Origin of the sequence: Janthinobacterium paucivorans (assembly GCF_051380805.1) — a bacterium.
Lineage (GTDB): Bacteria > Pseudomonadota > Gammaproteobacteria > Burkholderiales > Burkholderiaceae_D > Janthinobacterium > Janthinobacterium lividum_D.
This window is the reverse complement of record NZ_JBNYXR010000001.1, coordinates 297655-321852: the sequence shown is the minus strand read 5'-3', so window position 1 is coordinate 321852 and position 24198 is coordinate 297655. Positions and strand designations below refer to the sequence as shown.

Sequence of the window (24198 nt, the reverse complement as noted above, 5' to 3'; positions counted from 1 at the left end):
CGGCAGGCGCATTCCTGCATTTCCGGTTGTTATAATGGGCGCATGAAAAAATTAACTCTCCTCGGCGACATCACGCCGGCGCAATTCCTGCGCGACTACTGGCATAAAAAACCCTTATTGATCCGTCAAGCCGTGCCTGGCTTCAAGGCGCTGTTCGATTTCAAGGCCCTGGCCGAACTGGCCACCCTCGATCACGTCGAATCGCGCCTGGTCAGCCATGCGGACGGCCACTGGAATATGCAGCAAGGTCCGTTGACCAGCCTGCCTTCGCTGAAACAGAAGGAATGGACCCTGCTGGTGCAGGGCGCCAACCTGCACAGCGCCAAGGCCGACGCCCTGCTGCGCCAGTTCCGCTTCCTGCCAGATGCGCGCCTGGACGACTTGATGGTCAGCTTCGCCACCGATGGCGGCGGCGTAGGCCCGCATTTCGATTCCTATGACGTGTTCCTGCTGCAAGGCCAGGGCAAGCGCCACTGGCGCATCGGCGCGCAAAAAGACCTGAGCCTGATCGACGGTTTGCCGCTGAAAATCCTCAGCAACTTCACGCCCGACGAAGAATTCACGCTGGAACCGGGCGACATGCTGTATTTGCCACCCCACTACGCGCACGACGGCGTGGCCATCGGCGACTGCCAAACGTATTCGATCGGCTTCCGCTCGCCCACGTTCCAGGAACTGGGCGAAGCGTTCCTGCAATTCATGGCCGACTCGATCGACTTGCCGGGCATTTACAGCGATCCCGACTTGAAAGCATCGGGCAAGCCAGCGGAAATACCGCGTGAAATGCTCAGCACCATCACGGAAGAAATCAACAAGGTGCGCTTCACGGAAGAAGACGTGACCATTTTCCTCGGTGAACACCTGTCGGAACCGAAGCACAATGTGTTTTTCACGCCGCTGTCCAAGCCGCTGACGGTGGGCCGCTTCGCGGATGCCGCACAGAAAAAGGGTGTCGTGTTGTCGCGCAAGACGCTGATGCTGTATCGTGGCAAGAATGTCTTCATCAATGGCGAATCGTTTGCCATTGGCAAGGCTGATAAAACAGCCCTGGAAACCCTAGCCAACGAACGCGCGCTCGATGGCGCCGCCGTGGCACAGGCTTCCGATGACGTGATGGATGCCTTGTATACCTGGTATCAGGATGGCTGGATCGAACTGGCCTGAATGATCGTGACGCAGCAAAGTGGTATGGCGACAGATGAAATGGCAACATCTGCGCTAGCGCAATGAAAAATATTATTTTTATATCGTTTTGTCGTGCTTGCGCAAATCGCTTACACTTGCTTGCAATTTGCTTCGGCAAATATTGCGATATCACAAAATAGTTGCGAATTTGCCTCTTGCTCCTATTGCGACGCACCAAAAATCGCTATAATATTCGGTTAGGAAGTTTCCGTTGTCTGGCAGGCACCACCTGGTACGAAAAGCCTTCGAAGACGACCTAACGAGCGATAATTACCGGTAATTATTCATCGCAACAATATTGATTTAATTTTTGAAATAATTAAGGAAAACAAATGAAAAAATCCCTGCTGATCGCCTCCCTGATGGTTGTTGCTCTGGCTGCTTGCAGCAAAAAAGAAGAAGCTCCTGCACCAGCACCAGTAGTTGAAACCCCAGCACCAGCACCAGTAGTTGAAGCTGCTCCAGCCGCTGCTGCTGACGCTGCTGCTTCGGCCGCTACCGACGCTGCTGCTGCCGCTTCGGCCGCTACCGACGCTGCTTCGGCTGCTTCGGCTGCTGCATCGGCTGCTAAGTAATTTAGCACCCTGCACTAAAGAAAGCCGGCCTTCGGGCCGGCTTTTTTGCGTCCGCAGTTTTATCCACAAGATAAAACTGCGGCAGTCAGCATCAAAAAAGGCTGACGCGGTTTCCCGGGCCAGCCTTCTTAATACGCGGCAAGTTTTTCAAACCTGCCGCTGTCGCGGCACTTATTTCAACTGCTCGTTCAGCAAGCCCAGGATCTTTTCTGCCACTGGCGAAACGTCAGGCTTACCTTCATTGCTGAAGATGCTGACCAAACTGGTCGAACCGTTACCGGCCTTGACCAGGACGCGGTAGCGCTGCGCTTCCTTATCCTTGTCCGATGACGAGCCCCAGCTGAACAGTTTCGAGAAGAAACCATCTTTCTTGACCGCGTCCGGATCGACATAACGCACGAAATACGTGCCTTGCGTGCGGTCGCGGTCTTCCACGGTAAAGCCAACGCGGTCCAGTGCCAGGCCGACACGGCGCCAGGCGCGGTCGAAACCTTCATCGACTTCGATGGCGCGCGCTGGCGTAGCGGCGTCACCCACCAGCTTGGCGTGCTGCGGCTGCACGATGGCGGCATCGACGGCCGTCTTCGCTTGCGCATCGTCGCTGGCCGCGCCCAGGCGCGTCATCAGCTTGGCCAGGAATTGCGCTTCCAGGCCAGGATCGTTAGCACGCGCGGTCCAGGTGGTGCTTTCCTTGTCGCGGCCGGTGACAACCTCTTCCACGCCACGGTGGCTGATGTAGATCTCGGTCGAACCGTCGGCCAGGCGCTCCACGCGGGTACGGAACTTGTCTTTTTCACCCGTCGAGTACAGCGCATCGAAAGCCTTGCCTATCGTGCTGCGGATAATGTCCTGCGGCACCTTGGCACGGTTTTCATTCCACTCGGTTTCCATGATGCCAGCCGTCGGCTGGTCGATGGCGACGCTGAAGCCGGAATCTTCCCAGAACTGCTTCAGTTGCGGCCACAGCACTTCAGGCGACTGCTTGACGACCAGCCAGCGCTGGTTGCCTGCGCGCTCGACCTTCACGCCACCGGCCGTGACAGGGACGACGCCCACCACGCCGTCGGCACCCACGACGACAGGCGTACCTGCCGCGGCGTTGCGCTGCGCGTTGTAACCGGAAGCCGTCGCCACGCCGTTTTTCGCGTCCGGCAAGGAGTAGCGGTTGTCCTGCTGCAATTGCGTCAAGTCAGGCGGCACGTCCAGAGTGCTGGCTTTCTTGACCGATTTGTAATCGACCTTGTCGCCGCCGACTACCGAACTGATCATGCCGCAGCCGGCGAGGCTCGCTGCGATGGTGCCGATGACGATGCCACGGATGGCGATGGTGGCAGGCGCCGATTGGTTTTTCTTGCAATTAGTCATGTCGTAACTGGATAAGAAGCTAAGTAGCAGCTGGAATCAGGGAAGGTCCGGACTGGTCGAGTCCGGGCTTGAGGTTCGGCCTTAGGATAGGAGGCCGGCGTCGCGCAAGGCATCGCGTACGGTAGCATGGCAATTTTCAGCCAGTGGCACCAGTGGCAAGCGCAAGCCAGCCGGCATCAGGCCCATTTCGGCCAGCGCCCATTTGACGGGCACCGGGTTGGGCTCGACAAACAATTTCTGGTGCAGAGGAAAAACTTTGTTATTGATGGCGATCGCCGTGGCGCGCTCGCCCGCCATGGCTGCAACGCACAGTTCGTGCATGGCGCGCGGCGCCACGTTGGCCGTCACGGAGATGTTGCCGTGGCCGCCGCAGAACATCAGCGCCATGGCCGTCGGATCATCGCCCGAGTACACGGCGAAGTCGGCCGGCACGAGGCGCAGCAAGTCGATACCACGGCCGATGTTGCCGGTTGCATCTTTCACGCCGACGATATTGGCGATGGCGGACAGGCGCACGATGGTGTCGTTGCTCATGTCGGCAACCGTGCGGCCAGGCACGTTGTACAGGATGACGGGAATGTCGACGGCTTCGGCGATGGCCTTGAAGTGCTGGTACATGCCTTCCTGGGTAGGACGGTTGTAGTACGGCACCACTTGCAAGACAGCATCGGCGCCCGCTTCTTTCGCGTAGCGCGTCAATTTGATGGCCTCGGCCGTGGAGTTGCCACCGGCGCCGGCGATGATAGGAATGCGTCCCTTGGCATGTTCGACGGTCAAGCGTATCAGTTCGCAGTGTTCTTCCACGCTGACTGTTGCCGATTCGCCCGTCGTGCCAACGATGACGATGCCGTCCGTACCCTCGGCGATATGCCAGTCGATCAGCTTGCGCAGACCTGGAAAGTCCAGACTGCCGTCTGCGTGCATCGGGGTGACGATTGCTACAATGCTGCCCTTGATCATAGTAAGTTTATAGCGCCGATAAATAAAACAACGATTGTAGCGGATAGCCCGCGCCTGTGGTGCATTCTGACATAGTATGGCCGCTCAAAACGTCGGCAGCAGGGCCGCCAGCCGTGGAAAATCCGGCCGAACGGCACAAATTCGTTGCACCAGAGCAGCTTTTGGCTGTTCCACGCGCCCATCCTCGTACGCCACCACGCGCAGGCCGTGCTGCACCGCCCAAGTCAGCATTTCGCCTTCCTGCAACAGGAATTTCGGATTCGACGGCTTGCCGAACTGCTCATTGCCTTCCGCAAACGTTTCATACAGCAGTACGCCATCGACTGCCAGGCTGGCGAGCATGGCTTCGAGCAGGGGCCGATGCAGATAATTGGTGACGACGATGCCGGCAAAGCGGCCGGCAGCGAAGGGCCACACGGCGCCCGGTGCCTCCAGGTCCACCAGCGAGGTGGTGATACCCGTGCCAGCAGCCTTTTCCAGCATTTCAGGATCGTGGTCAAGTGCGATCACAGGATGGCCCAGGCTCACCAGGTGGCGCGCATGGCGGCCGGCGCCGCAGGCCAGGTCCAGCACTTCGCCGCCCGGGATCAGGGGTGCCCAGCGGCGCAGCCAGCCCGAAATCGTCTCAGTTTCCAGTATTGCTTCAGTTACTTGCATCGTTACTTCCATCGATTATGTGCGTCCATCCAGTGGCGTGCATCAAGTCAATAACGCCGTCAGTGGCGTGACCAGGGTGACAAAAATGCCAATGACAAATTCGATCGCCACCAGCAAGGCGCGGTTCAATATGCCCGTGTACATCAGCAGCACCAAGGCGCCAAACACATACAGGCTGTGGCGCTCGATGCTGGCGTAGGGACGCGCCAGCGACATCGGCAGCAAGCCCGTCATGATGCGCCCGCCATCGAGGGGCGGCACGGGAATCAGGTTAAAGACGAACATGGCCGCATTCACGCTGACGCCAGCACCGGCCATCTTGCGCAAAAACATGCCCATCTCCGTCGGCGGCAGGACGCTGAGGACGACAAAGGCGATCATCCAGCCCAAGCCCATGAGGAAATTGGCGCCAGGACCGGCAAACGCCACCCAGGCCATCTGATTCTTCGGATTGCGCAGGCGGCTGAAATCGACGGGCACCGGCTTGGCATAGCCAAACGGCACCTGGATCGTAAAAAAGAGTATCAAGGGCAGCAATATAGTGCCGAAAGGATCGATATGTCGGATCGGATTGAGGCTCAGCCTGCCCTCGTTCGAGGCCGTCGGGTCGCCGAAATAGCGGGCGGCGTAGCCGTGCGCTGCCTCATGCAGGGAAATGGCAAACAGCACCGGCACCAGGTACACGGCAACGGTCTGGACTATCGTATTGAAATCGCTCATGACCGCGATTCTACCAGAGGCGTGCAGATGGCTTTCTTAGACGGCAATTAAAGGCAGCTGTCAAAACCTGCTGGGCGTCGTCACTTGCGCTCGCTGCGGTTTTGTCAGGCCTGGCAACGTTAGGTAAATTGGGGCAGGCCATGCTGGTCTGCCGCATCGACTTACAAACCCAGCACGGCCGGGTCGCCGCGTCCCACGCGCACCACTTCCGGCTCGGCCCCCGTCAGGTCGATCACCGTGCTGGGGCCGTGCGCGCAAACGCCACCATCGATGATCAGGTCGACCAGTTTTTCCAGGCGCTCGCGGATGGTATCGGCATCGGTCAGACTGTCTTCGTCGCCGGGCAGGGTCAATGTCGCACCGAGCAGCGGCTGGCCCAGCTCTTCCAGCAGGCATTGCACGATACGGTGCTGCGGCACGCGCAGGCCGATGGTCTTGCGCGAAGGATGGCTGAGGCGGCGCGGCACTTCCTTGGTCGCTTCCAGGATGAAGGTGTAAGCGCCCGGCGTGGCCGCCTTGAGCAGGCGGAACTGGCGGTTGTCCACGCGGGCGTACACGCCCAGCTCGCTCAAGTCGCGGCACAACAAGGTTAGGTGATGCTTTTCATCGACGCCACGGATGCGGCGCAGGCGCTCGACGGCGCCCTTGTCGTCGAGCTGGCATACGAGCGCGTAGCAGGAATCGGTGGGCAAGGCCACCACGCCGCCGGACTGGATGATCTGCACTGCCTGCTTGATCAGACGCAATTGCGGATTCTCAGGGTGGATATGAAAAAATTGACTCATGTGTAAGCGTTCTGGCGAACCAGCTTATTAAGTTAGCATCATTGTACGCCGCGCAGCGCGGCAATGCGTTGTTCGAGAGGCGGATGCGTGGCAAACAGTGCGCCCCAGCCGCCATTGCCGCCACTGATGCCCAGTGCCTGCATCGATTGCGGCAGTTCGCCCGGCGCTACGCCACCCAGGCGGGCCAGCGCATGCATCATCGGCGTCGGGCTGCCCAGCAGCTTGGCGGAGCCGGCATCGGCGCGAAATTCGCGCTGGCGCGAAAACCAGGCCACGATGATGGAAGCGAGCAAGCCGAAGATGACTTCGCACACCATGACGGTGACGACATAGCCGATGCCGCGCCCGCCGCCTTCGCGGTTATTATTTTTCAACAGCACATTGTCGACAAAGAAACCCACCACGCGGGCCATGAAGACGACAAAGGTATTGACCACGCCCTGTATCAGGGTCAGCGTCACCATGTCGCCATTGGCGACGTGGGCGATTTCATGGCCCAGCACGGCTTCGACTTCATCGCGATTCATGTTCTGCAGCAAGCCGGTGGAGACGGCCACCAGGGCCGAATTTTTGAAGGCGCCCGTGGCGAACGCATTCGCATCGCCTTCATACACGGCCACTTCCGGCATGCCGATACCGGCGCGCTCGGACAGGGCACGCACGGTATTGACCAGCCACAATTCCGTCGACGACGTCGGGTTGTCGATCACGCGCGCGCCCGTGCTCCACTTGGCCATGGGTTTGCTGATCAGCAGCGAAAAGATCGAGCCCGTGAAGCCCACCACCAGCGAAAACACCAGCAGGCTGCCCAGGTTAAGGGTGCTGCCGCGTGCCGGATTGCCCACGCCCAGCAAGCTCAGGACGAGCGAGAGCACCAGCATCACGGCCAGGTTGGTGACGATAAAAAGGACGATACGTTTCATGGGCGATGTCTCCGGAAAGAGAGTAATGGCTAAAAGATAAGCATGCAGTGGCGAATTTCAAGCCTGCGCACATCCTGCACTTAATGCCTAAAAAAATCGTCGCGAGCGGATGTGAATTGTGGCCGAGAAGCGGAGCTGTGCTTTAGCACAGTGAGCATCGCAGGCCGCAAGTCGCGCCGCGCAGTAGATTTTCGACGGCATTAAAACCAGTCGTGCCAGATGGGCGTGACGTTGGCCGGCAGCGGCGGCAGCATGGCAAAATCCACGCGCGCCTCGCCTGGTGCATGGAAATCCGTGCCGCGCGAGGCGAGGAAACCGTAAGCGTTGGCCAGCTGTGCGTATTGCGGATACTGGTCCGGGCTGTGACTGCCCGTGACGACTTCGATAGCCACGCCGCCAAGCTGCTTGAATTCATCGAACAGCACGCCTTGCGCCATGTCGCTGAAGCGGTAGCGTCCCGGATGGGCGATGACAGCCACGCCGCCCGCGCCGCGTATCCAGCCCACCGCCTGGGCCAGGGTAGCCCAGCGGTGCTCGACATAGCCGGGCTTGCCTTCCGACAAGTATTTCTTGAACACATCAGCGATATTCGCGCATTTCCCCATTTCCACGATGTAGCGGGCAAAATGCGTGCGCGACATCAAATCGGGATTGCCGACAAATTTCAAGGCCCCTTCATAGGCATCAGGGATACCGGCCAGGTCGAGCTGGCGGGCGATTTCGCGACCACGCGCGTCGCGCCCCGAGCGTGTCTGGTGCAAGCCCTGTACCAGGCCAGGATTGTTTTCATCGACTTGCAAGCCGACGATGTGCACGGTCTGGCCGGCCCAGGTAATGGAGATCTCCACGCCGGCCACGAAACGCATGCCCAGGTCCAGCGCGGCCGTGCGCGCGGCGGCGACGCCGGACACTTCGTCGTGGTCGGTCAGCGCCCACACGTCGACGCCCGCCTTGCGCGCATACGCGGCCACGGCAGCGGGCGCGAGTACGCCATCGGAAATATTCGAATGACAATGCAGGTCGACTTTAAGCATACGAAAACAATACCCCGCAAGAGCTCAACATGAAAGAAGTTTTTATTGTACGCTGCTTGCCAGATAAGGAAGTCGCCTTAAAGACACAGTGGCGCCAGCGCATTACTGCGCCAGAAAAGTTTCCACCAGGCGCGCCAGCTGCGCTGGCTGGTCATGGTGCAGCATGTGGCCCGCGTCCAGCATCATCTCGCAGCGCACATTCTCGATACAGGCCAAACGACGGTCGATTTCGATGCGCGCCTCTTGCTTGGGTCCCATCCATTGCCACATATTCGTATCATCGGCTTCCACCCACAGCACGGGCGCCGTGATGCGGCGCCAGCATGCCATCACTTCTTCCACCTGGTACAAGATGGGATGGACGCGCTTGTGCTGCGGGTCGCCCAGGATGTCCCACTCGCCCGCCTCGTTCTGCGCCGACCAGTGCTCGGCCAGAAAAGCCGCGCGCTCATCGGACAAGCGCGGATTGGTCTTTTGCAGGCGTTCCGCCACCGCCTTTTGGCTAGGATAGCCGCGCATGGCGGGCGGCTCGCGCAATTCGTCCAGCCACTTGGCGTAGCGGCCGGGGGCCTGCTCGGGCCGGGTCGCCATCATACCGAAGCCTTCCAGGTTGATGAAACGGCTGATGCGCTCGGGCCGCACGCCCGCGTACAGGCCGGCCACGTTGGCGCCCATGCTGTGGCCGAGCAGTTTAACGGGCGCCTCCGGCGAATAATGCAGCAGCATGGCATCCAGGTCGGCCAGGTAGTCGGGGAACCAATAGGTATCGGACTGCGTGTAATCACTGAGGCCAAAACCGCGCCAGTCGGGCGCGATCACGTGCCAGTCGCCAGCTAACTCGTCGACGACGAACTGAAACGAAGCGGCCACGTCCATCCAACCGTGCAGCATGAACAGGATAGGGGCACCTTCGCGGCCCCAATGGCGCACATGCGTACGGGCGCCGCGGATATGGATGAATTCGGAACGGGAAAGTTTCATGGATTTCATCTGATTGCCTGCCTTGAAAGTGACGCCGATGGCGCCACATGCTGTCTCTGTCAATAGTAGGGATATAAAAGTACGAGCGTTCGATAATTATACCGGATTGGCGCTTGGTACCAGGATTTGTCCTGCAACAGCGTAAAATAGCGTACATAACAGGTAAGCCAAGCAAAACTTCCGCGTCCGGCCCAGCCCGGCGCTTCCACCACCGCCACAGGCTAACGATGACACTCTACCAATTGGGCGCCGATGCGCCGCAGATTGACGCTTCCGCTTTTGTTGCCGACACGGCCAACGTGATCGGCAAGGTGACACTGGCAGCGAATACGTCCGTCTGGTTCGGCGCCACGATTCGCGGCGACAATGAACGTATCACCGTGGGCGCCAACAGCAATGTACAGGAAGGCGCCGTGCTGCACACAGACCCTGGCTACCCGCTGGTCATCGGCCAGAACGTGACCATCGGCCACCAGGCGATGTTACACGGCTGCACGATAGGCGATGGCGCCCTGATCGGCATCCAGGCGGTGATCCTGAATGGTGCAAAGATAGGCAAAGGCTGCCTGGTCGGCGCAGGCGCCCTGGTCACGGAAGGCAAGCAATTTCCCGACAATATGCTCATCATCGGTTCACCGGCGAAAGCCGTGCGGGCCCTGACGGCAGACGATATCACCAGACTACAAGGCAACGCCGTAAGCTATGTGCAACGCGGCCAGCTATTTAATACGCAACTCACGAAGATTGGATAAGAGAATGACGACTGAAACCACGGGCGCCGTCAGCGCTGCCACCACCGAGGATACGCTGCAAAAATTTATTTTCGATAACGCCGCCGTGCGCGGCCAGTTCATCGACGTTTCCCATGCCTGGCAGGAAGTGGTATCGCGCCACGCCTACCCGACGGCCGTGAAAAAAGTGCTGGGCGAAATGGTCGCTGCGGCCGCCCTGCTGTCAGCCAACCTGAAATTCAACGGCTCCATCATCATGCAAATCCATGGTGACGGTCCCGTGCGCCTGATGGTCGTCGAGTGCGATTCCGACCTGCGCCTGCGCGCCACGGCCAAGCTGGACCCGGACGCCACCATTGCCGATGTCGCCACCGTGCCGCAATTGCTCAACGCCACGGGCAAGGGCCGCTTCATCATCACCCTGGATCCGGCCGACAAGGTGCCAGGCCAGCAACCGTACCAGGGCATCGTGCCGCTGGACGGCGACGACATGGCCACCGTGATTGAAAACTACATGTTGCGTTCGGAACAACTCGACACGCGTTTGTGGCTGGCCACAGATGACAGCGTCTCGCGCGGCCTGCTGCTGCAAAAGCTGCCCCACCATGGCGGCAAGGCCGAAGCGACGCCCGTCTCGGAAGAAGATGCACTGGACACCTGGCACCGCGCCGTGATGCTGGCGTCGACCTTGAAAGAGGAAGAAATCCTCGCCACCGATATCGAGACCCTGATGCAGCGCTTGTTCTGGGAAGAAACAATCCGCGTCTTCGAGCCGCTGCACCCAAGCTTCCATTGCAGCTGCACGCGCGAAAAAGTCGGCAATATGCTCAAGATGCTGGGCCAGGAAGAAGTCAACAGCACCTTGGACGAAGTGGAAGAAGTGGGCGTGAACTGCGATTTCTGCGGCCAGCATTATGCCTTCGACAAGGTCGATTGCGCGCAGCTATTCATCACGGATGCGCCGGCCGAGGTGTTGATACCCCCCGCAGCAAGTATTAACTAACTAATTAATTAACTAATTAACCAATTAATTAATTGCAATAGTCCCCGCGCCGCCGCTCAGGCGGCGCTTTTTTTCTACTGTCATCTTCCCGTCATCAGTTCGTCATCAGCCCGTAACGCGCGGCCGTTACGCTGCGCAGCTTGTCTTACTTCCAACTTTACACAGGCTGATATGAATTCCCACTTGACGCTGGCCCTGCGCCGCCATTCCTTCCATGTTTTGCTGAGCGCCTGCGCCGCAGGCCTGTCCCTGCCGGCGCTGGCTCAAACGGCAGTGGCCGCCGCTGTGGCATCCGCCGCCACCGACATGGCCGCTGCTGGCCCGGCTGCCGCTGACGAGCATGCCCCGATGGCTAGCGTAGAGATTTCTTCGCGCAAGACGCGTTCCTCCGTGGCCTTGAGCAAGAATGAAATCCAGAAAATCCTGCCCGGCACGAATCCCCTGAAAGCCCTGCAAACCTTGCCTGGCGTCAGCTTCCAGACGGCCGATCCGTGGGGTAACAACGAACAAAACCTGTCGCTGTTTGTGCATGGCTTTTCCGGTCAGCAACTCGGCTACACCATGGATGGCGTGCCGCTGGGCGACCAGCAGTACGGCAACTACAACGGCCTGTCGCCGCAGCGCGCCGTCATCAGCGAAAACGTGCGCAGCGTGGTGCTGTCCTCGGGCGCGGGCGACCTGGCCACGGCCTCGACCAGCAACCTGGGCGGCACCATCGAAACCTACTCCAGCGACCCGCTGGCCACGCAAGGCGCCAGCGTGCAGCAAACGGTGGGCAGCCACCGCACCTCGCGCACATTTGCCCGCTACGACACGGGCGCCTTTGGCGACGGCAGCAGCGCCTATTTTTCCATCCTGCACCACGAAGCACGGGCCTGGGATTTTGACGCACGCCAGGGCGGTGACCAGTTCAACGCCAAGTACGTCAACCGCAGCGAAGCGGGCAAGCTGACGCTGTTCTTTAATTACTCGGACAAGATCGAGCCGAACGAAGACAGCACCGTGCACCTGGCCGGGGAAACGAGCTCGCCCTACACGCGCCCCTTCCTGTACCCGGACTTCAAGGCAGCCCTGAATTATCTGTCGCCTACCGGTGCCACGCCGGCCGCCGACGGCAATAATTACCGCAATTATTACAGCGATGCGCAGCGCACCGATTACCTGGCCTATGCCAAGTTCGACGCCAACCTGGGCGAAGGTACGACTTGGGCCAACCAAGTGTATTACCACAAGGATGACGGCGTGGGCGTGGTAGCCGGCCCCATCGGCGTGGCCGGCTTGCCTGGTTTGTTCAGCGTGTACTACCCGAAGCAGAACCTGAAACAGGTATTCGGCAACTCGGGCTACGCCGTGCGCACCACGGAATACGACATCAAGCGGGGCGGCTTCATTTCCACTGTGCGCAAGGAAATCGGCGAGCACCAACTGGAAGCGGGCCTGTGGCTGGAACAGAACCGCTCGTCCGCCTACCGCCGCTGGTATGCGCTGGATGTCAACAACCCCACCTCGCCGTATGACCGCCCCAGCAATCCCTTGATCACGCAGTACGGCAGCGAAATCAACAACAAGGTGGTGCAATTGCACCTGCAGGATGAATGGCGCATCCGTCCAGATATCGCCCTGCAGGCCGGTTTCAAGTCCAGCCTGCAGTTTGCCGATGGCAAATTCCCCGTGCAGCCGGCCAAGGGCGCCATTTCCGGTGGCTCGACGGCCTTGCCGGTCGGTACCATCAACACGAAGAAATGGCTGTTGCCGCAAGTAGGCGCGCGCTGGGACTTCACGCCGCAAGACCAGTTGTACTTCAATATCCAGAAAAACATGCGCCAGTTCGTCACCTACGGCGGCGGCGGCGCTTCGCCATGGAGCTTGTCGAGCCAGGCCGCTTTTGATTTGTTCAAGCGCGACGCCAAGCCGGAAACGGCCCTCACCTATGAAGTGGGCGTGCGTGGCAGTCATGCCTTGAATCTGGGCGCCATCACCGCCATCGATGGGCAAGTCAATGTCTACCACGTCGATTTCAGCAACCGTTTGCTGCAGATCAGCCCGACGCCGGTGATTTCCTCCATCATCGGTGGCAACCCCGTGCTGGCCAACGTGGGCAGCGTGCGCACGGATGGCATCGACATCGCCGGTACCGTACACTTTGGCAACAATTTCTCGTTCTACAATGCCCTGTCGTACAACCGCTCGCAGTACGCGGACAATTACAACAATGGCGCCGCGCTGGTATTGACGGCGGGCAAGAACGTGCCGGGCTCGCCGGAATGGTTGAACAAGTTTGTTGCTTCCGCCACGCTGGGCGATATCGAAGTACAACTGACGGGTGACTATGTGGGCAAGCGCTACGCGACGTACACCAACGATTTGTCCGTGCCCAGCTATTTCCTGATGAGCCTGGGCGTGTCGGGCAAACTGCCGGCCATGGCCAGCTGGCTGAAAAATCCCCGTTGGCGCTTGAATGTCAGCAACCTGGCCAACCGCCAAGGTGCGCAGAACGTGGTGGTAGGCGCTGCCGAGAAGACGTACAACACCTTCCCGATCGCCCCGCGCCAGGGCTTCCTGACCCTGACGGCAGACTTTTGATGCGCACGCCTAGCCTCCCACAACGGCACTTTTCGCGGCGCAGCTTCGTCCAGGCGGCCGTGGGAGGCCTGGCCCTGGCGGCGGCACCCGGCTTTGCCGCCGGTCTGCTGGCCACGCCCCCGGCCCGCCCGCTGGTGTTTGCCCACCGGGGCGCCAGCGCTCTGCGCCCCGAGCATACGCTGGCGTCGTACGCCAAGGCTATCGTCGACGGTGCCGACTACATCGAGCCGGACCTGGTGGTGACGCGCGACGGCATCCTCGTGGCGCGCCACGAAAGCAACCTGATCGACACCACGGACGTGGCGCGCCGGCCTGAATTTGCCAGCCGGCGCAGCAAGAAGATGCTCGACGGCGCTTGGCACGATGGCTGGTTTGTCGACGATTTCACGCTGGCAGAACTGAAAACCCTGCGCGCCATCGAACGGCTGCCGAAAGTACGTCCCGGCAACACCTTGTATGATGGACAGTTCCAGATTCCCACCTGGGAAGAAATCATCGATTTTGTTGCAGCGCAATCGGCCGCCAGCGGACGCATCATTGGCCTCGTGCCGGAGCTGAAAAGCTCGACCTACTTCCGCGATGCGGGCCTGGCGCTGGAAGACCGTTTCCTGTCGACCATGCTGGCGCATGAGTACACGCGCCGCGCGCCCATCGAAATCCAGTCCTTCGAAGTGGCGAACCTGAAGTACCTGCGCGAGAAGCTAGGACGGCGCGCCAACGTGCGCCTGATGCAGTTGGTGGTGGGCGGCGACGTGCGCCCGATGGACGTCGCCAAGGCCGGTGGCAAGCTGACCTTCGGCCAGATGACGACGCCGGCCGGCTTGCGCGATATCGCCGCCTACGCGGACGTGGTGGCGCCGCCTACGCGCAGCGTCATCGCGCTCGATGCCGATCAGCGCCTGGCCAAGCCCTCCTCCATCGTCGACGATGCGCACCAGGCAGGCTTGCTGCTGCACACCTGGACCTTCCGCCCGGAAAATCGTTTCCTGGCGGCCGACTTCCGCGATGGCAATGGTGAAAACGCGCGCAACGAAGCCGGTTCCGTGGCAGAAATGCGCCGCTATATCGAAACGGGATTGGATGGCTTTTTTAGCGACGATCCGGGCTTGGGACGCATCGCTGCCGGATAGACATTTCGTAACAAAATCGTTTCCAGGGCGTAGCCGACGGCTACGCCCTTATTATTCGTTTTTTGAATTACTGAAATTGGATCTTGAAATTAGACATATATCGCGAACTCCATTATTGTGCAATGCAACAACAGACTATTCATGGAGGGCATATGTCCACTTTTACCACTACCTACAGCAACGACGACAACTATTTCAGCAACCTGGGCCGCGCCACGCGCGCCTTCCTGGGCGCCCTGCTCGCTACCAAGCCGTACAGCGAACTGGCGCAGAAGGAAGTCATCGCCAACAGCGGCACCGAGCAAGAGCAACGCTATGTGCGCCCAAGCCAACGCGATATCGCGCTGCTGAACTCGGAAGCGGCGCGTTACGAACACCTGATGCCGAATCTGGCCTCGGAACTGCGTTTCCTCGCTACACGCGGCTAAAACGTCCAAGGCAGCTTTGCCCACACCTCGCCGTACGTTCCTACTGTCTTCGACGTGGCGCCTGGCCCTGGACATTTTTTAAGCCAACTCTGTATCAACAGCTTACCTGGAATTTTGATGATATTTCTCGAAACCGCACTGATCACCGTGGCCATCGTGGTCACCGGCATCCATTTCTACCTGATCTCGACCGGCAAAGCCCGTTTCTGATCAGTCAGCAGCAAAGAACCGCAGGAAAAAACACCCCTGGCAGCAGCGCGGCAATACGACGCCAAGCCAAGGTGCAGTGCGTCAGCCTGGCAATTGGCCCAGGCTGACAGGGCAAGCCCTCCTCCCCCAGCCGTGTCGCTTTTTTTGACAGTCATGCCCTTCTCAGGCAACTGGACAAGCTCAAGCCCTTGATTCTCCAACATAAAATTCTCCTGGACTGCTTCTTGCTCTCCTAACGCCATGCCCATCTGGCATCCCGCCAGCAAGCAAACCAGGCAAGTCAAGGGAGAATGCAATGAAACACTCCAGATACTGGCGCGCATGGCTGGCGCCCCTCGTGGTATGCGTAGCGCTGACGGCATGCGGCGGTGGACGCACGGCGCAGGATGTGCCGCCACCGGTCGAAGAACTGCCGTCGGAAGTACAAAATGAAGTATTGCGCAGCGCATTCACCGCCGGCGCCGGTGCTCGGCTCAGCGTGCCCGCCAGCGCCCCAGGCGTACCGGGCACACTCATCGATATCCCGCCTGATGCCGCCATCGACGACCTGCAAGTCCAGGTGGGCTACGAAAACGCGCCGCCCGGTCCCTTCCGCGCAGAGGCGATTGCGGCCGGCACGCTGGCTGTCTCGAAAACCCTGCTCTTGAAGGTAGCCGGCGGCGGGCCGACGCAATTCAAGCTGCCCATTACCGTCACCATGCCCTATGACCTTGCCGCAGCCGGCGACTTGCCGCCCGCAGTACTCTACTGGGACGAAGCCGCGAGCCGCTACCGTACCGTCTCCGTCATTGGCGTCGACAGGAGCAAGGGCACGGTCACCTTCCGTACCTCGCACTTCTCGCGCTTCATGGCGATCGTCGTGCGCGCACTCAACCTGGGCATGCCGGCGGTCGACACGGGATTTCGGCTCGGCACGGATTCCGTCCTGCACCGTAACTTCGGCTCCTATCTATACGGCGGCCACTGCGCCGCTTTCGCCTCGCTCTCCACGCATTATTTCTCCTTGAACAAGTCAAAGCGGCTGTATGACCTGTCCAACGAAGGCATGCCGGGGCAGCCGGTGGACGATGAACTGACCCGCACAGCCATGGCCATGACCTACGCTGTCATCGCCGGCAAGTGGAACAGCGTGGCATCAAGCATCCTCATTCCGCAAGCCATCGACACCGGCCGCCTGATGCTGGAGTCGATGATCGCCACGGGCGATCCACTGCATCTGGTCATGCATAGCGGCACCAAGGATGGCGGCCATTCCGTGACGGTCTTTGCCTATGACGCGGATCAGGCGCGCTTTCGTATCTACGATTCGAACGCCCCCGATGTCGAAGCCAACTACGACTGGAACATGCTGACGGGCTTTGGCACGTATTCACGCGCAGCCTCCTATCCACCCTCGATGTTCGACCATATCGGCTACGCCAGCGACGACACTTTCGGCGCCCCGGCGCAGTTCCAGAAAATCATCGCCGAGTGGGAAAGCGGCAAGCTGCAAGACTATTTTTCGCATCTGCAAGTGACAGACCAGCAAGGCAAGGTACAGGCGCTCGAGTACGCACGGCCCGTGCGCGTGCAGATCACCCATCAAGACGGGCAAAGCCTGCAAGGACGCTTCAACCGTCCCGTCGGCAGCAAAAAGGATGTCTATCTGCACGTGTTCTACGATGGCGTGCGCCAGGGTGCGACGGGCGTGCTCCTTGATACGGCAGGCAACTATATGCTGAACTTTCCCACCAAACTGGAAAACAAAATCGATGTGATGCTGCTGGTGTCGGAACATCCGCGCAGCACCGAGCACGGCTTCTCGGCCTTTGGAAAATTCAGCGTGCAGTCTGCGGGGGAAAATTTCTTTGTCAATTTCGGCTTTGAATCAGGTGACCTCAGCGGCTGGAACAGCCAGACCTCTCTGCTCAACAGCGGCGCCGTGTTGACGCCGACAAAAGTCGAAGTGGTCGGCGTCGGCTTCGATCCGATCGCAACTGACCTGACGACCAGCATCTTTGGCATGCATGCCGCCAAGATCAACGACCAGACGCCGAACTACCACACGACCTATGTCGCGCAAAAGGCGATCGTGCCGGCGGCGGCCAGCAATCCGCAACTGGTGTTTCAATGGGCGGCGGTGCTGGAGGATCCGCGCCACGAGCCATCAGAGCAACCGTATGTCGATGTCGTCGTGCGCAACCTCAGCAAAGGCCAGGACCTGTACCGCCGACGCTTCTTTACCAGCGATCCCAGCTTCCAAGGCTGGAAAGACTATCAAGGCGGCAACTGGAAAGCTATTCCCTGGCAACCGGTGATACTCAAGGGGCTGGGCGCCAGCGCGGGCGATGAAATCGAATTGCGCATCACCGGTGCCGACTGCACTCTGGGTGGCCATGGCGGCTATGTATATCTTGATGGGGAAGAATAAGGCGGGCCGCGCCGCGCGTGGGGCGCCGGGCAGCCGGCGCCTGCAGCTTGGCAGGCGGAGCAATATTAGTGGGGCGCAGCAGCGTCCACCGGCGTTTCCAGCAGCGGCGGGGTCTGGCCCTTGCGCACGATCTGCACGAAAATCTCATTCTGTTTGACCATGCCCAGCTCATAGCGGGCACGCTCTTCGACGGCACCCGTGCCATCTTTCAGGTCGCGCACTTCGGATTCGAGCTTGGCGTTGCGCGCCTTCAATTCCACGTTTTTCTTGTTGGCCACCGCCACTTGGGCTTCCATGTCGGCAACACGCAGCCAACCGCCTTTACCCAGCCAGAGGGGAAATTGGATCAGCAGCAACAGGGCTGCCAGGGCGAGCGTAATCAGGCGCATGGGGTATTCAGTTAAAAAACCGGCCGGATATCTCCGGCCGGCCAGTGGGTTTTACAACAACTTACTTCAGATTATAGAACGCATCGCGGCCTGGGTAGCTGGCGATATCACCGAGGTCTTCTTCGATACGCAGCAACTGGTTGTACTTGGCCATGCGGTCCGAACGCGACATCGAGCCGGTCTTGATCTGCAGGGCGTTCGTGGCCACGGCGATATCGGCGATGGTCGAGTCTTCCGTTTCGCCCGAGCGGTGCGAAATGACGGCCGTGTAGCCAGCGCGCTTGGCCATTTCGATGGCGGCGAAGGTTTCCGTCAGCGTGCCGATCTGGTTGATCTTGATCAGGATCGAGTTGGCGATGCCTTTCGAGATGCCTTCTTTCAGGATCTTGGTGTTGGTGACATACAGATCGTCGCCGACCAGTTGCACTTTCTTGCCCAGTTCCGCAGTCAGGATCGCCCAGCCATCCCAGTCGCCTTCATGCATCGCGTCTTCGATCGAGATGATCGGGTACTTGTCGCACCAGGTCGCCAGCAGATTGGTGAACTCGGTTGCCGTCAGGCTCAGGCCTTCGCCGGCCATTTCGTACTTGCCGTTCTTGTAGAACTCGGACGCGGCGCAATCGAGACCGATGGCGATCTGCGTGCCTGGCTCGTAACCTGCTTCTTCGATGGCCTGGATGATCAGCTTGATGGCTTCTTCATGATTGGCCAGCGATGGCGCGAAACCGCCTTCGTCGCCCACGTTGGTGTTCAGACCCTTCTTGTGCAAGATCTTTTTCAGTGTGTGGAACACTTCCGCGCCGTAGCGGACGGCTTCCTTGAACGACGGCGCGCCCACGGGAATGATCATGAATTCCTGGATGTCCAGGTTGTTGTCGGCGTGCGCGCCACCGTTGATGACGTTCATCATCGGCACTGGCATCTGCATGGCGCCCGAACCGCCAAAATAGCGGTACAGCGGCAAGCCCGCTTCTTCAGCGGCAGCCTTGGCAACGGCCATGGAGACGGCCAGGATGGCGTTGGCGCCCAGGCGCGACTTGTTTTCCGTGCCGTCCAGGTCGATCAGGGTACGGTCCAGGAAAGCTTGTTCATTGGCGTCCAGGCCCATGATGGCTTCGGAGATTTCGGTATTGATGTTTTCGCATGCTTGCAGCACGCCCTTGCCGAAGTAGCGCTTGGCGTCGCCATCGCGCAATTCCACCGCTTCGCGCGAACCGGTCGAGGCACCCGACGGCACGGCCGCACGGCCCATCACGCCCGATTCCAGCAACACATCGCATTCGACGGTCGGATTGCCGCGCGAGTCCAGGATCTCGCGACCGATAATATCAACAATAGCACTCATGTCATTCTCCAAAGTTAAGCGTAACAGGGGCTGCACACTGCGTTCTGATGCGCAATTGCACAAAGGGGGCAAAGAAACTCCCGGCGGGAACGATCTGGCCGGGAGCTGTCTTACGGGTAATACTGTCGCAATCGAGCCGCGTTATTGGGCAGCGGCGTTGGCTTCTTTATGCGCCAGCGCTGCCTTGATGAACGAGGTGAACAAGGGATGGCCGGTGCGTGGCGTCGACTTGAACTCGGGATGGTATTGCACGCCTACATACCATGGGTGGGCATTCTCACCCGTGCGTGGCAATTCCATGATTTCGCACAAATCTTCGCTAGGCGTGCGGGCCGAGACAATCATGCCAGCCGCTTCGACACGTGCCAGATAGTGATTATTGGCTTCGTAGCGATGGCGATGGCGCTCGGTCACCACGCTGCCGTAGATCTCGGCAGCGAGGGTACCCGGATTGACGGCGCAGGTTTGCGCGCCCAGGCGCATGGTACCGCCCAGGTCCGAGTTTTCATCGCGCAACTCGACTTTACCATCGTGGTTTTGCCACTCATTGATCAGTGCAACGACAGGCTGATCCGTATCCAGGTCGAACTCGGTCGAATTCGCGTTCGACATGCCAGCCTTGTTGCGCGCATATTCGATCAGTGCCACTTGCATGCCCAGGCAGATGCCCAGGTAAGGGATCTTGTGCTCACGGGCAAACTGGGCCGCCTTGATCTTGCCTTCCACGCCGCGCTTGCCGAAGCCGCCCGGTACCAGGATGGCATCGTACTTGGCCAGGTTGTCGCAACCGGTCGTTTCGATTTCTTCCGAATCGATGTACTCGATGTTGACGCGGCTTTCCGTATGGATGCCAGCGTGGCGCAACGCTTCGATCAGCGACTTGTACGATTCGGTCAGCTCGACGTACTTGCCGACCATGCCGACGGTGACTTCCGCCTTCGGGTGTTCCATCGTGTAGATCAGCTTGCTCCAGATCGACAGGTCGGCCGGCGCAGGATCGAGGTCCAGCGCGTCGCAGATGATCTTGTCCAAGCCCTGGTCATGCAGCATTTGCGGCACTTTGTAGATGGTGTCGACGTCCCATACGGAAATGACGGCCTGCTCTTCGATATTCGAGAACAGCGAGATTTTCGCCCGTTCGTCTTCCGGGATGGCACGGTCAGCACGGCACAGCAGCGCATTGGGCATGATGCCGATTTCGCGCAGCTTTTGCACCGAGTGCTGGGTCGGCTTGGTCTTCAGCTCACCGGCCGAGGCGATGTAAGGCACCAGGGTCAAGTGGACGAAGGCCGTGTTCTTGCGACCGGCGCGCAGGCTCAGCTGGCGCGCCGCTTCCAGGAATGGCAACGATTCGATATCGCCGACGGTGCCGCCGATTTCGCACAGGGCCACGTCGTAGCCTTCGGCGCCACGGCGGATGTAATCCTGGATTTCATTGGTGATATGTGGAATCACCTGCACGGTCTTGCCCAGATATTCGCCCCGGCGTTCCTTGCGGATCACCGATTCATAGATCTGGCCAGTGGTGAAGTTATTCACCTTTTTCATGCGGGTGGAGATGAAGCGCTCGTAGTGACCGAGGTCGAGGTCGGTTTCGGCCCCGTCGTCGGTAACGAATACTTCACCGTGTTGCATAGGGCTCATCGTGCCAGGATCGACGTTGATATACGGGTCGAGCTTGAGCATGGTGACTTTAAGGCCGCGCGATTCGAGGATCGCGGCGAGAGAGGCGGCGGCAATCCCTTTTCCAAGGGAAGACACAACGCCACCAGTGACGAAGACAAATTTGGTCATTGCAGATGGTGCCGAACGGCACGTGCGGGAAATTGAAATTATACACTAAAGCCTGCCTGCGGCGCTCCCCGCACACGGAAATTTGCGCCAAATGCCGACCATCGTCCCCGCTCCTGCTGTCTACATACAACAAAATTACTCAATGGCAATCATTGAAATATATTCAATTCCCACTGTTGTGTGGGCAAGCGAACAGACCCTGCCAGTCCCTGGCGGCAGACTAAAATTTTTCAACGGAGGTCCATCATGAGCTACGAAGAACGCGACGCCTATGGCATGTATGTCAACCGAGGTCACAAAGGTCCCGGCCCTGAACTGATGGGTGCCGACACCCTGATCGGCGACCATGTCCACAACGCCAAGGAAGAACACCTAGGTGAAATCAAGGAAATCATGATTGACATGCGCAGCGGCAAGATTGCCTACGCCGTCATGTCGCACGGCGGTGTCTTCACCATCGGCGAAAAGCTGTTTGCCGTGCCTTGGGAAGCGCTGCTGCTCGACACCATCAACAAGCGCTTCACCCTCAACGTCGACAAGGAGCGTATCGAAAACGCCCCCGGCTTCGACTCCGATAACTGGCCGGACATGGCCGATACCACGTGGGCCAATGCCGTCCATAGTTACTATGGAACGACACCGCGCGAGTATTAATTAACCCAAAACGAAGGGCTGGGGTCGTACCCTGCAGGGTACGACCCCGGTCTTGCACTGGGGTTTACTTAAAACCGGTATTCCAACCCCGCCACATAGGTACGTCCTTTCGCCGTACTCATCGGCGTATTATCGCTCGACTGCGACGGCATCGAATTCAAGCGGTTCAAGGCTTCCGAATAGTTCTTGTTCATGGCGTTTTGCACCGACAGACGCAGGAACAGGTTTTTCGTCACCTGATAGCTGGCGTACAGGTCGATCACGGCCGGGATCTTCGGATTGTCTACCTTCACCACTTCCCCCGTCACTGCATCGGCATCATTGTCCGGCGACAGGCGGCGGTTTGAACCCGTGTGCTTGATGATGGCGCCCAGCTCCACTTTGTTATCGAACAAACGCGTGCCCACGTCGAGGTTGTAATACGTACTGGGCAGCTCGCTGATGTCGGACGCGCCGAACCAGGCACTGGCGATCGAGGTAGGCTGGCTGGTCTTTTCGCGCGTGTACGACAGGCGCGCATACGCCGGGCCCAACTGGTACTGGGCTTCAAGCTCCCATCCGCGCGTATGCACGGGCGTGGCCGAGTTGATGTAGATATACATATTCGTCACGTATTCATCCACATTCTTTCCGTCCGTGGCCAGCACTTCGGCGATATTGCACTTGCGCCCGTTATCGCAGAGGAGGAAGGACTGGCTGGTGATATAGCCGTCGATCTTGCTCTTGAAATACAGGGCCTTGACGTGCAGCGCATCGTTGGCACTCAGCAAGCCGTGCAGGCTGGAATTGAAGCCCAGCTGATAAGTCGTCGCTTTTTCACCCTTCAGGAAAGGATTCATCGACGCCCCGCCATCGTTGGAAAAGAACACTTCCTGCGGATTCGGGCCGCGCATGGTGCGCTCGGCGCTGGCAAAAGGCTGGAACCACGGCGTCACTTGCGCGGAAACGAGCAACGACGGGTTGATGCCGTGCTCCTTCAGCGCGATCTGCGCCCCACCCTGCGGGAAACATTTGACGCGCGCATCGCAGGCCGGCTTGTAGCCCGTCAGCTCGAAGCCGGTGTAGTTCAGGCCCGCATTGATTTGATACATGCCGCGGTTGTATTGCAAGCTAGCATACAGGCTGTCGATCTTTTGCTTGCCGGCGGCGCCAAACGGGTTGTTTTCAATCGATTGCTGCTTCGCCTCTGGATTGTTGGGATCGTCGACCAGGCTTTCCACGTGCTTGCTGTACTGATTGCGCATCAGCTTGCCGCCCAGCGTCACCAGCACATCACCGCCTGCCAGCTTGAAGCTGCTGGTGTTATTGATATCGAGGGCATCGGCGCGGTTGGCCGCATTCGTGTTGATGAAATTGGTCAGCGCCTCGGGCATGTATTTCTGATTCCCACGGCTGCTGCTGACGAGCACATTGAGGTCGATCAACTCTGAAAACGGCGTGTAATGATATTTGACGGAGTAATCATTACTCTGCATGTCGCGCCGCGTAAACGTGTTGCGATAATCGCGCGCCGCCAATTCCAGGGCGTGGAAGTCGCTCAATTTCAGGTCCAGCTTGAGCAGCTGCGACTTCGGTTTCTGTTGGTAAAAGCGGTTGTAGCCGAAGCCGAATTGCTCGCTGTCCGTGCCATTGCCATTGTTGTAGTTATTGCCGATCACGCTCGCACTGGTGGCGGCCATGAAGCCCACGCTGCCGCCATCGAAGGCCGGGTTTTTCATGGCCACGGCCAGCATGGCGCTGCGCCCGACACCATTATTACCGGCAGACATTTTCGCGCGTGCGCCGACTTTTTCACCGGCGAAGAGCACATCATCGACGCCGATGGTGCGCAAATTGGCGCTGCCGCCCAGCGCGTTGACGCCATCGCCGCCCACCGTATTACCGCGCGACACATCGACGCCGATGATGAAGTTCGGGTCGATCAGGGCGCCGAACTGGCTGCTGGGCATGCCGCCATGCGACACTTCCGACGGTGCGCTGCCATAGTAATTCTGCGTCACGCCATCGATCATGGTGTTGACCCGGCCGAAGCCGGACAGGCCGCGGATATTCACGCTGACGGCCCCTTGCGCCGGATCGATCTGCGTAAACGTGCCCGGCATGCCGCGCAAGATCTGGTCCACGGGTTGCAAACGCGTGTCCGCTGCGCGCGCGCTGACGGCACCCGGCTTTTCCAGCGCTTGCTGTTCCACCGGCAGCGCTGTACCCGACACATTGAGCGGCGAAAATTCCACCTTGCCGCTTTCCTGTGACTGCGCCCCAGCCTGCTGCGCCAGCAACGCCATGCAAACGCCCACGGCTTGCGCCATTGTCTTGATATGCATACACCCTCAATT

At 59.4% G+C, this 24198-nt stretch carries 21 protein-coding genes; 9 read left to right on the top strand and 12 right to left on the bottom strand.

Annotated elements, in window-relative coordinates:
• The first annotated feature begins 42 nt into the window (after window positions 1-42).
• Together ACQ4V8_RS01420 and ACQ4V8_RS01415 are read left to right on the top strand one after the other, a co-directional pair.
• Window positions 43-1164, top strand: a complete 1122-nt coding sequence (locus tag ACQ4V8_RS01420) for a JmjC domain-containing protein (RefSeq protein WP_010400508.1) — start codon at window positions 43-45, stop codon at window positions 1162-1164.
• Window positions 1165-1517: 353 nt separating this feature from the next.
• Entirely contained in the window at window positions 1518-1760 is a 243-nt protein-coding gene (locus ACQ4V8_RS01415; protein WP_436570774.1) for a hypothetical protein, read from the top strand.
• A gap of 171 nt (window positions 1761-1931) precedes the next feature.
• Here ACQ4V8_RS01415 and bamC read toward each other — a convergent pair whose 3' ends face one another.
• The 8 genes from bamC to ACQ4V8_RS01375 form a co-directional block, all read right to left on the bottom strand.
• On the bottom strand, window positions 1932-3125 hold the full coding sequence (bamC, locus tag ACQ4V8_RS01410) for an NlpB/DapX family lipoprotein (RefSeq protein WP_010400510.1): 1194 nt from the start codon (window positions 3123-3125) through the stop codon (window positions 1932-1934).
• 81 nt (window positions 3126-3206) lie between these two features.
• A complete protein-coding gene (gene dapA, locus ACQ4V8_RS01405; RefSeq protein ID WP_010400512.1) occupies window positions 3207-4085 on the bottom strand; it encodes a 4-hydroxy-tetrahydrodipicolinate synthase in 879 nt (292 codons plus the stop codon).
• An 84-nt stretch (window positions 4086-4169) separates the two neighbouring features.
• Window positions 4170-4742, bottom strand: coding sequence for a class I SAM-dependent methyltransferase (locus ACQ4V8_RS01400; protein ID WP_010400513.1), 573 nt, complete (start codon window positions 4740-4742; stop codon window positions 4170-4172).
• A gap of 42 nt (window positions 4743-4784) precedes the next feature.
• The gene (locus ACQ4V8_RS01395) at window positions 4785-5462 is read right to left on the bottom strand and encodes a site-2 protease family protein (protein WP_436570773.1); all 678 of its coding nucleotides are present in this window, start codon (window positions 5460-5462) and stop codon (window positions 4785-4787) included.
• A gap of 161 nt (window positions 5463-5623) precedes the next feature.
• On the bottom strand, window positions 5624-6247 hold the full coding sequence (locus ACQ4V8_RS01390) for an L-threonylcarbamoyladenylate synthase (protein ID WP_010400515.1): 624 nt from the start codon (window positions 6245-6247) through the stop codon (window positions 5624-5626).
• 38 nt (window positions 6248-6285) lie between these two features.
• Window positions 6286-7170, bottom strand: coding sequence for a protease HtpX (htpX, locus tag ACQ4V8_RS01385; RefSeq protein ID WP_010400516.1), 885 nt, complete (start codon window positions 7168-7170; stop codon window positions 6286-6288).
• Window positions 7171-7370: 200 nt separating this feature from the next.
• Window positions 7371-8204, bottom strand: coding sequence for a 3',5'-nucleoside bisphosphate phosphatase (locus ACQ4V8_RS01380; RefSeq protein WP_010400517.1), 834 nt, complete (start codon window positions 8202-8204; stop codon window positions 7371-7373).
• A gap of 102 nt (window positions 8205-8306) precedes the next feature.
• Window positions 8307-9185 (bottom strand): alpha/beta fold hydrolase, encoded by an 879-nt coding sequence (locus ACQ4V8_RS01375; RefSeq protein ID WP_029496584.1) that lies wholly within the window; start codon window positions 9183-9185, stop codon window positions 8307-8309.
• Between the two features lie 227 nt (window positions 9186-9412).
• Here ACQ4V8_RS01375 and ACQ4V8_RS01370 point away from each other — a divergent pair, with 227 nt between their 5' ends.
• From ACQ4V8_RS01370 to ACQ4V8_RS01345, 6 genes are all read left to right on the top strand, one after another.
• Window positions 9413-9937: a gamma carbonic anhydrase family protein gene (locus ACQ4V8_RS01370; protein ID WP_436570772.1), complete on the top strand. Its 525-nt coding sequence runs from the start codon at window positions 9413-9415 to the stop codon at window positions 9935-9937.
• A 4-nt stretch (window positions 9938-9941) separates the two neighbouring features.
• Entirely contained in the window at window positions 9942-10919 is a 978-nt protein-coding gene (hslO, locus tag ACQ4V8_RS01365; RefSeq protein ID WP_196854799.1) for an Hsp33 family molecular chaperone HslO, read from the top strand.
• Between the two features lie 171 nt (window positions 10920-11090).
• Window positions 11091-13502 carry a TonB-dependent receptor gene (locus ACQ4V8_RS01360; protein WP_436570771.1) on the top strand — a complete coding sequence of 804 codons (2412 nt, stop codon included), beginning with the start codon at window positions 11091-11093 and terminating at the stop codon, window positions 13500-13502.
• Window positions 13502-14632, top strand: coding sequence for a glycerophosphodiester phosphodiesterase (locus tag ACQ4V8_RS01355; RefSeq protein ID WP_010400528.1), 1131 nt, complete (start codon window positions 13502-13504; stop codon window positions 14630-14632). Before ACQ4V8_RS01360 ends, ACQ4V8_RS01355 begins: the two co-directional genes overlap by 1 nt.
• A 152-nt stretch (window positions 14633-14784) precedes the next feature.
• Entirely contained in the window at window positions 14785-15060 is a 276-nt protein-coding gene (locus ACQ4V8_RS01350) for a hypothetical protein (protein ID WP_196854796.1), read from the top strand.
• 505 nt (window positions 15061-15565) lie between these two features.
• A complete protein-coding gene (locus ACQ4V8_RS01345) occupies window positions 15566-17680 on the top strand; it encodes a hypothetical protein (protein ID WP_436570770.1) in 2115 nt (704 codons plus the stop codon).
• 65 nt (window positions 17681-17745) lie between these two features.
• Here ACQ4V8_RS01345 and ftsB read toward each other — a convergent pair whose 3' ends face one another.
• From ftsB to pyrG, 3 genes are all read right to left on the bottom strand, one after another.
• Window positions 17746-18069 (bottom strand): cell division protein FtsB, encoded by a 324-nt coding sequence (gene ftsB, locus ACQ4V8_RS01340; RefSeq protein ID WP_010400534.1) that lies wholly within the window; start codon window positions 18067-18069, stop codon window positions 17746-17748.
• A 61-nt stretch (window positions 18070-18130) separates the two neighbouring features.
• Window positions 18131-19414 carry a phosphopyruvate hydratase gene (eno, locus tag ACQ4V8_RS01335; protein WP_010400536.1) on the bottom strand — a complete coding sequence of 428 codons (1284 nt, stop codon included), beginning with the start codon at window positions 19412-19414 and terminating at the stop codon, window positions 18131-18133.
• A 141-nt stretch (window positions 19415-19555) separates the two neighbouring features.
• A complete protein-coding gene (gene pyrG, locus ACQ4V8_RS01330; protein ID WP_010400537.1) occupies window positions 19556-21208 on the bottom strand; it encodes a CTP synthase in 1653 nt (550 codons plus the stop codon).
• A gap of 246 nt (window positions 21209-21454) precedes the next feature.
• Between pyrG and ACQ4V8_RS01325 the strand changes: the two genes are divergently transcribed.
• Window positions 21455-21862, top strand: a complete 408-nt coding sequence (locus ACQ4V8_RS01325) for a PRC-barrel domain-containing protein (protein WP_010400538.1) — start codon at window positions 21455-21457, stop codon at window positions 21860-21862.
• Between the two features lie 68 nt (window positions 21863-21930).
• On the opposite strand, the gene ACQ4V8_RS01320 is transcribed toward ACQ4V8_RS01325, so the two are convergent.
• A complete protein-coding gene (locus ACQ4V8_RS01320) occupies window positions 21931-24186 on the bottom strand; it encodes a TonB-dependent receptor domain-containing protein (RefSeq protein WP_436570769.1) in 2256 nt (751 codons plus the stop codon).
• Between the last annotated feature and the right edge of the window lie 12 nt (window positions 24187-24198).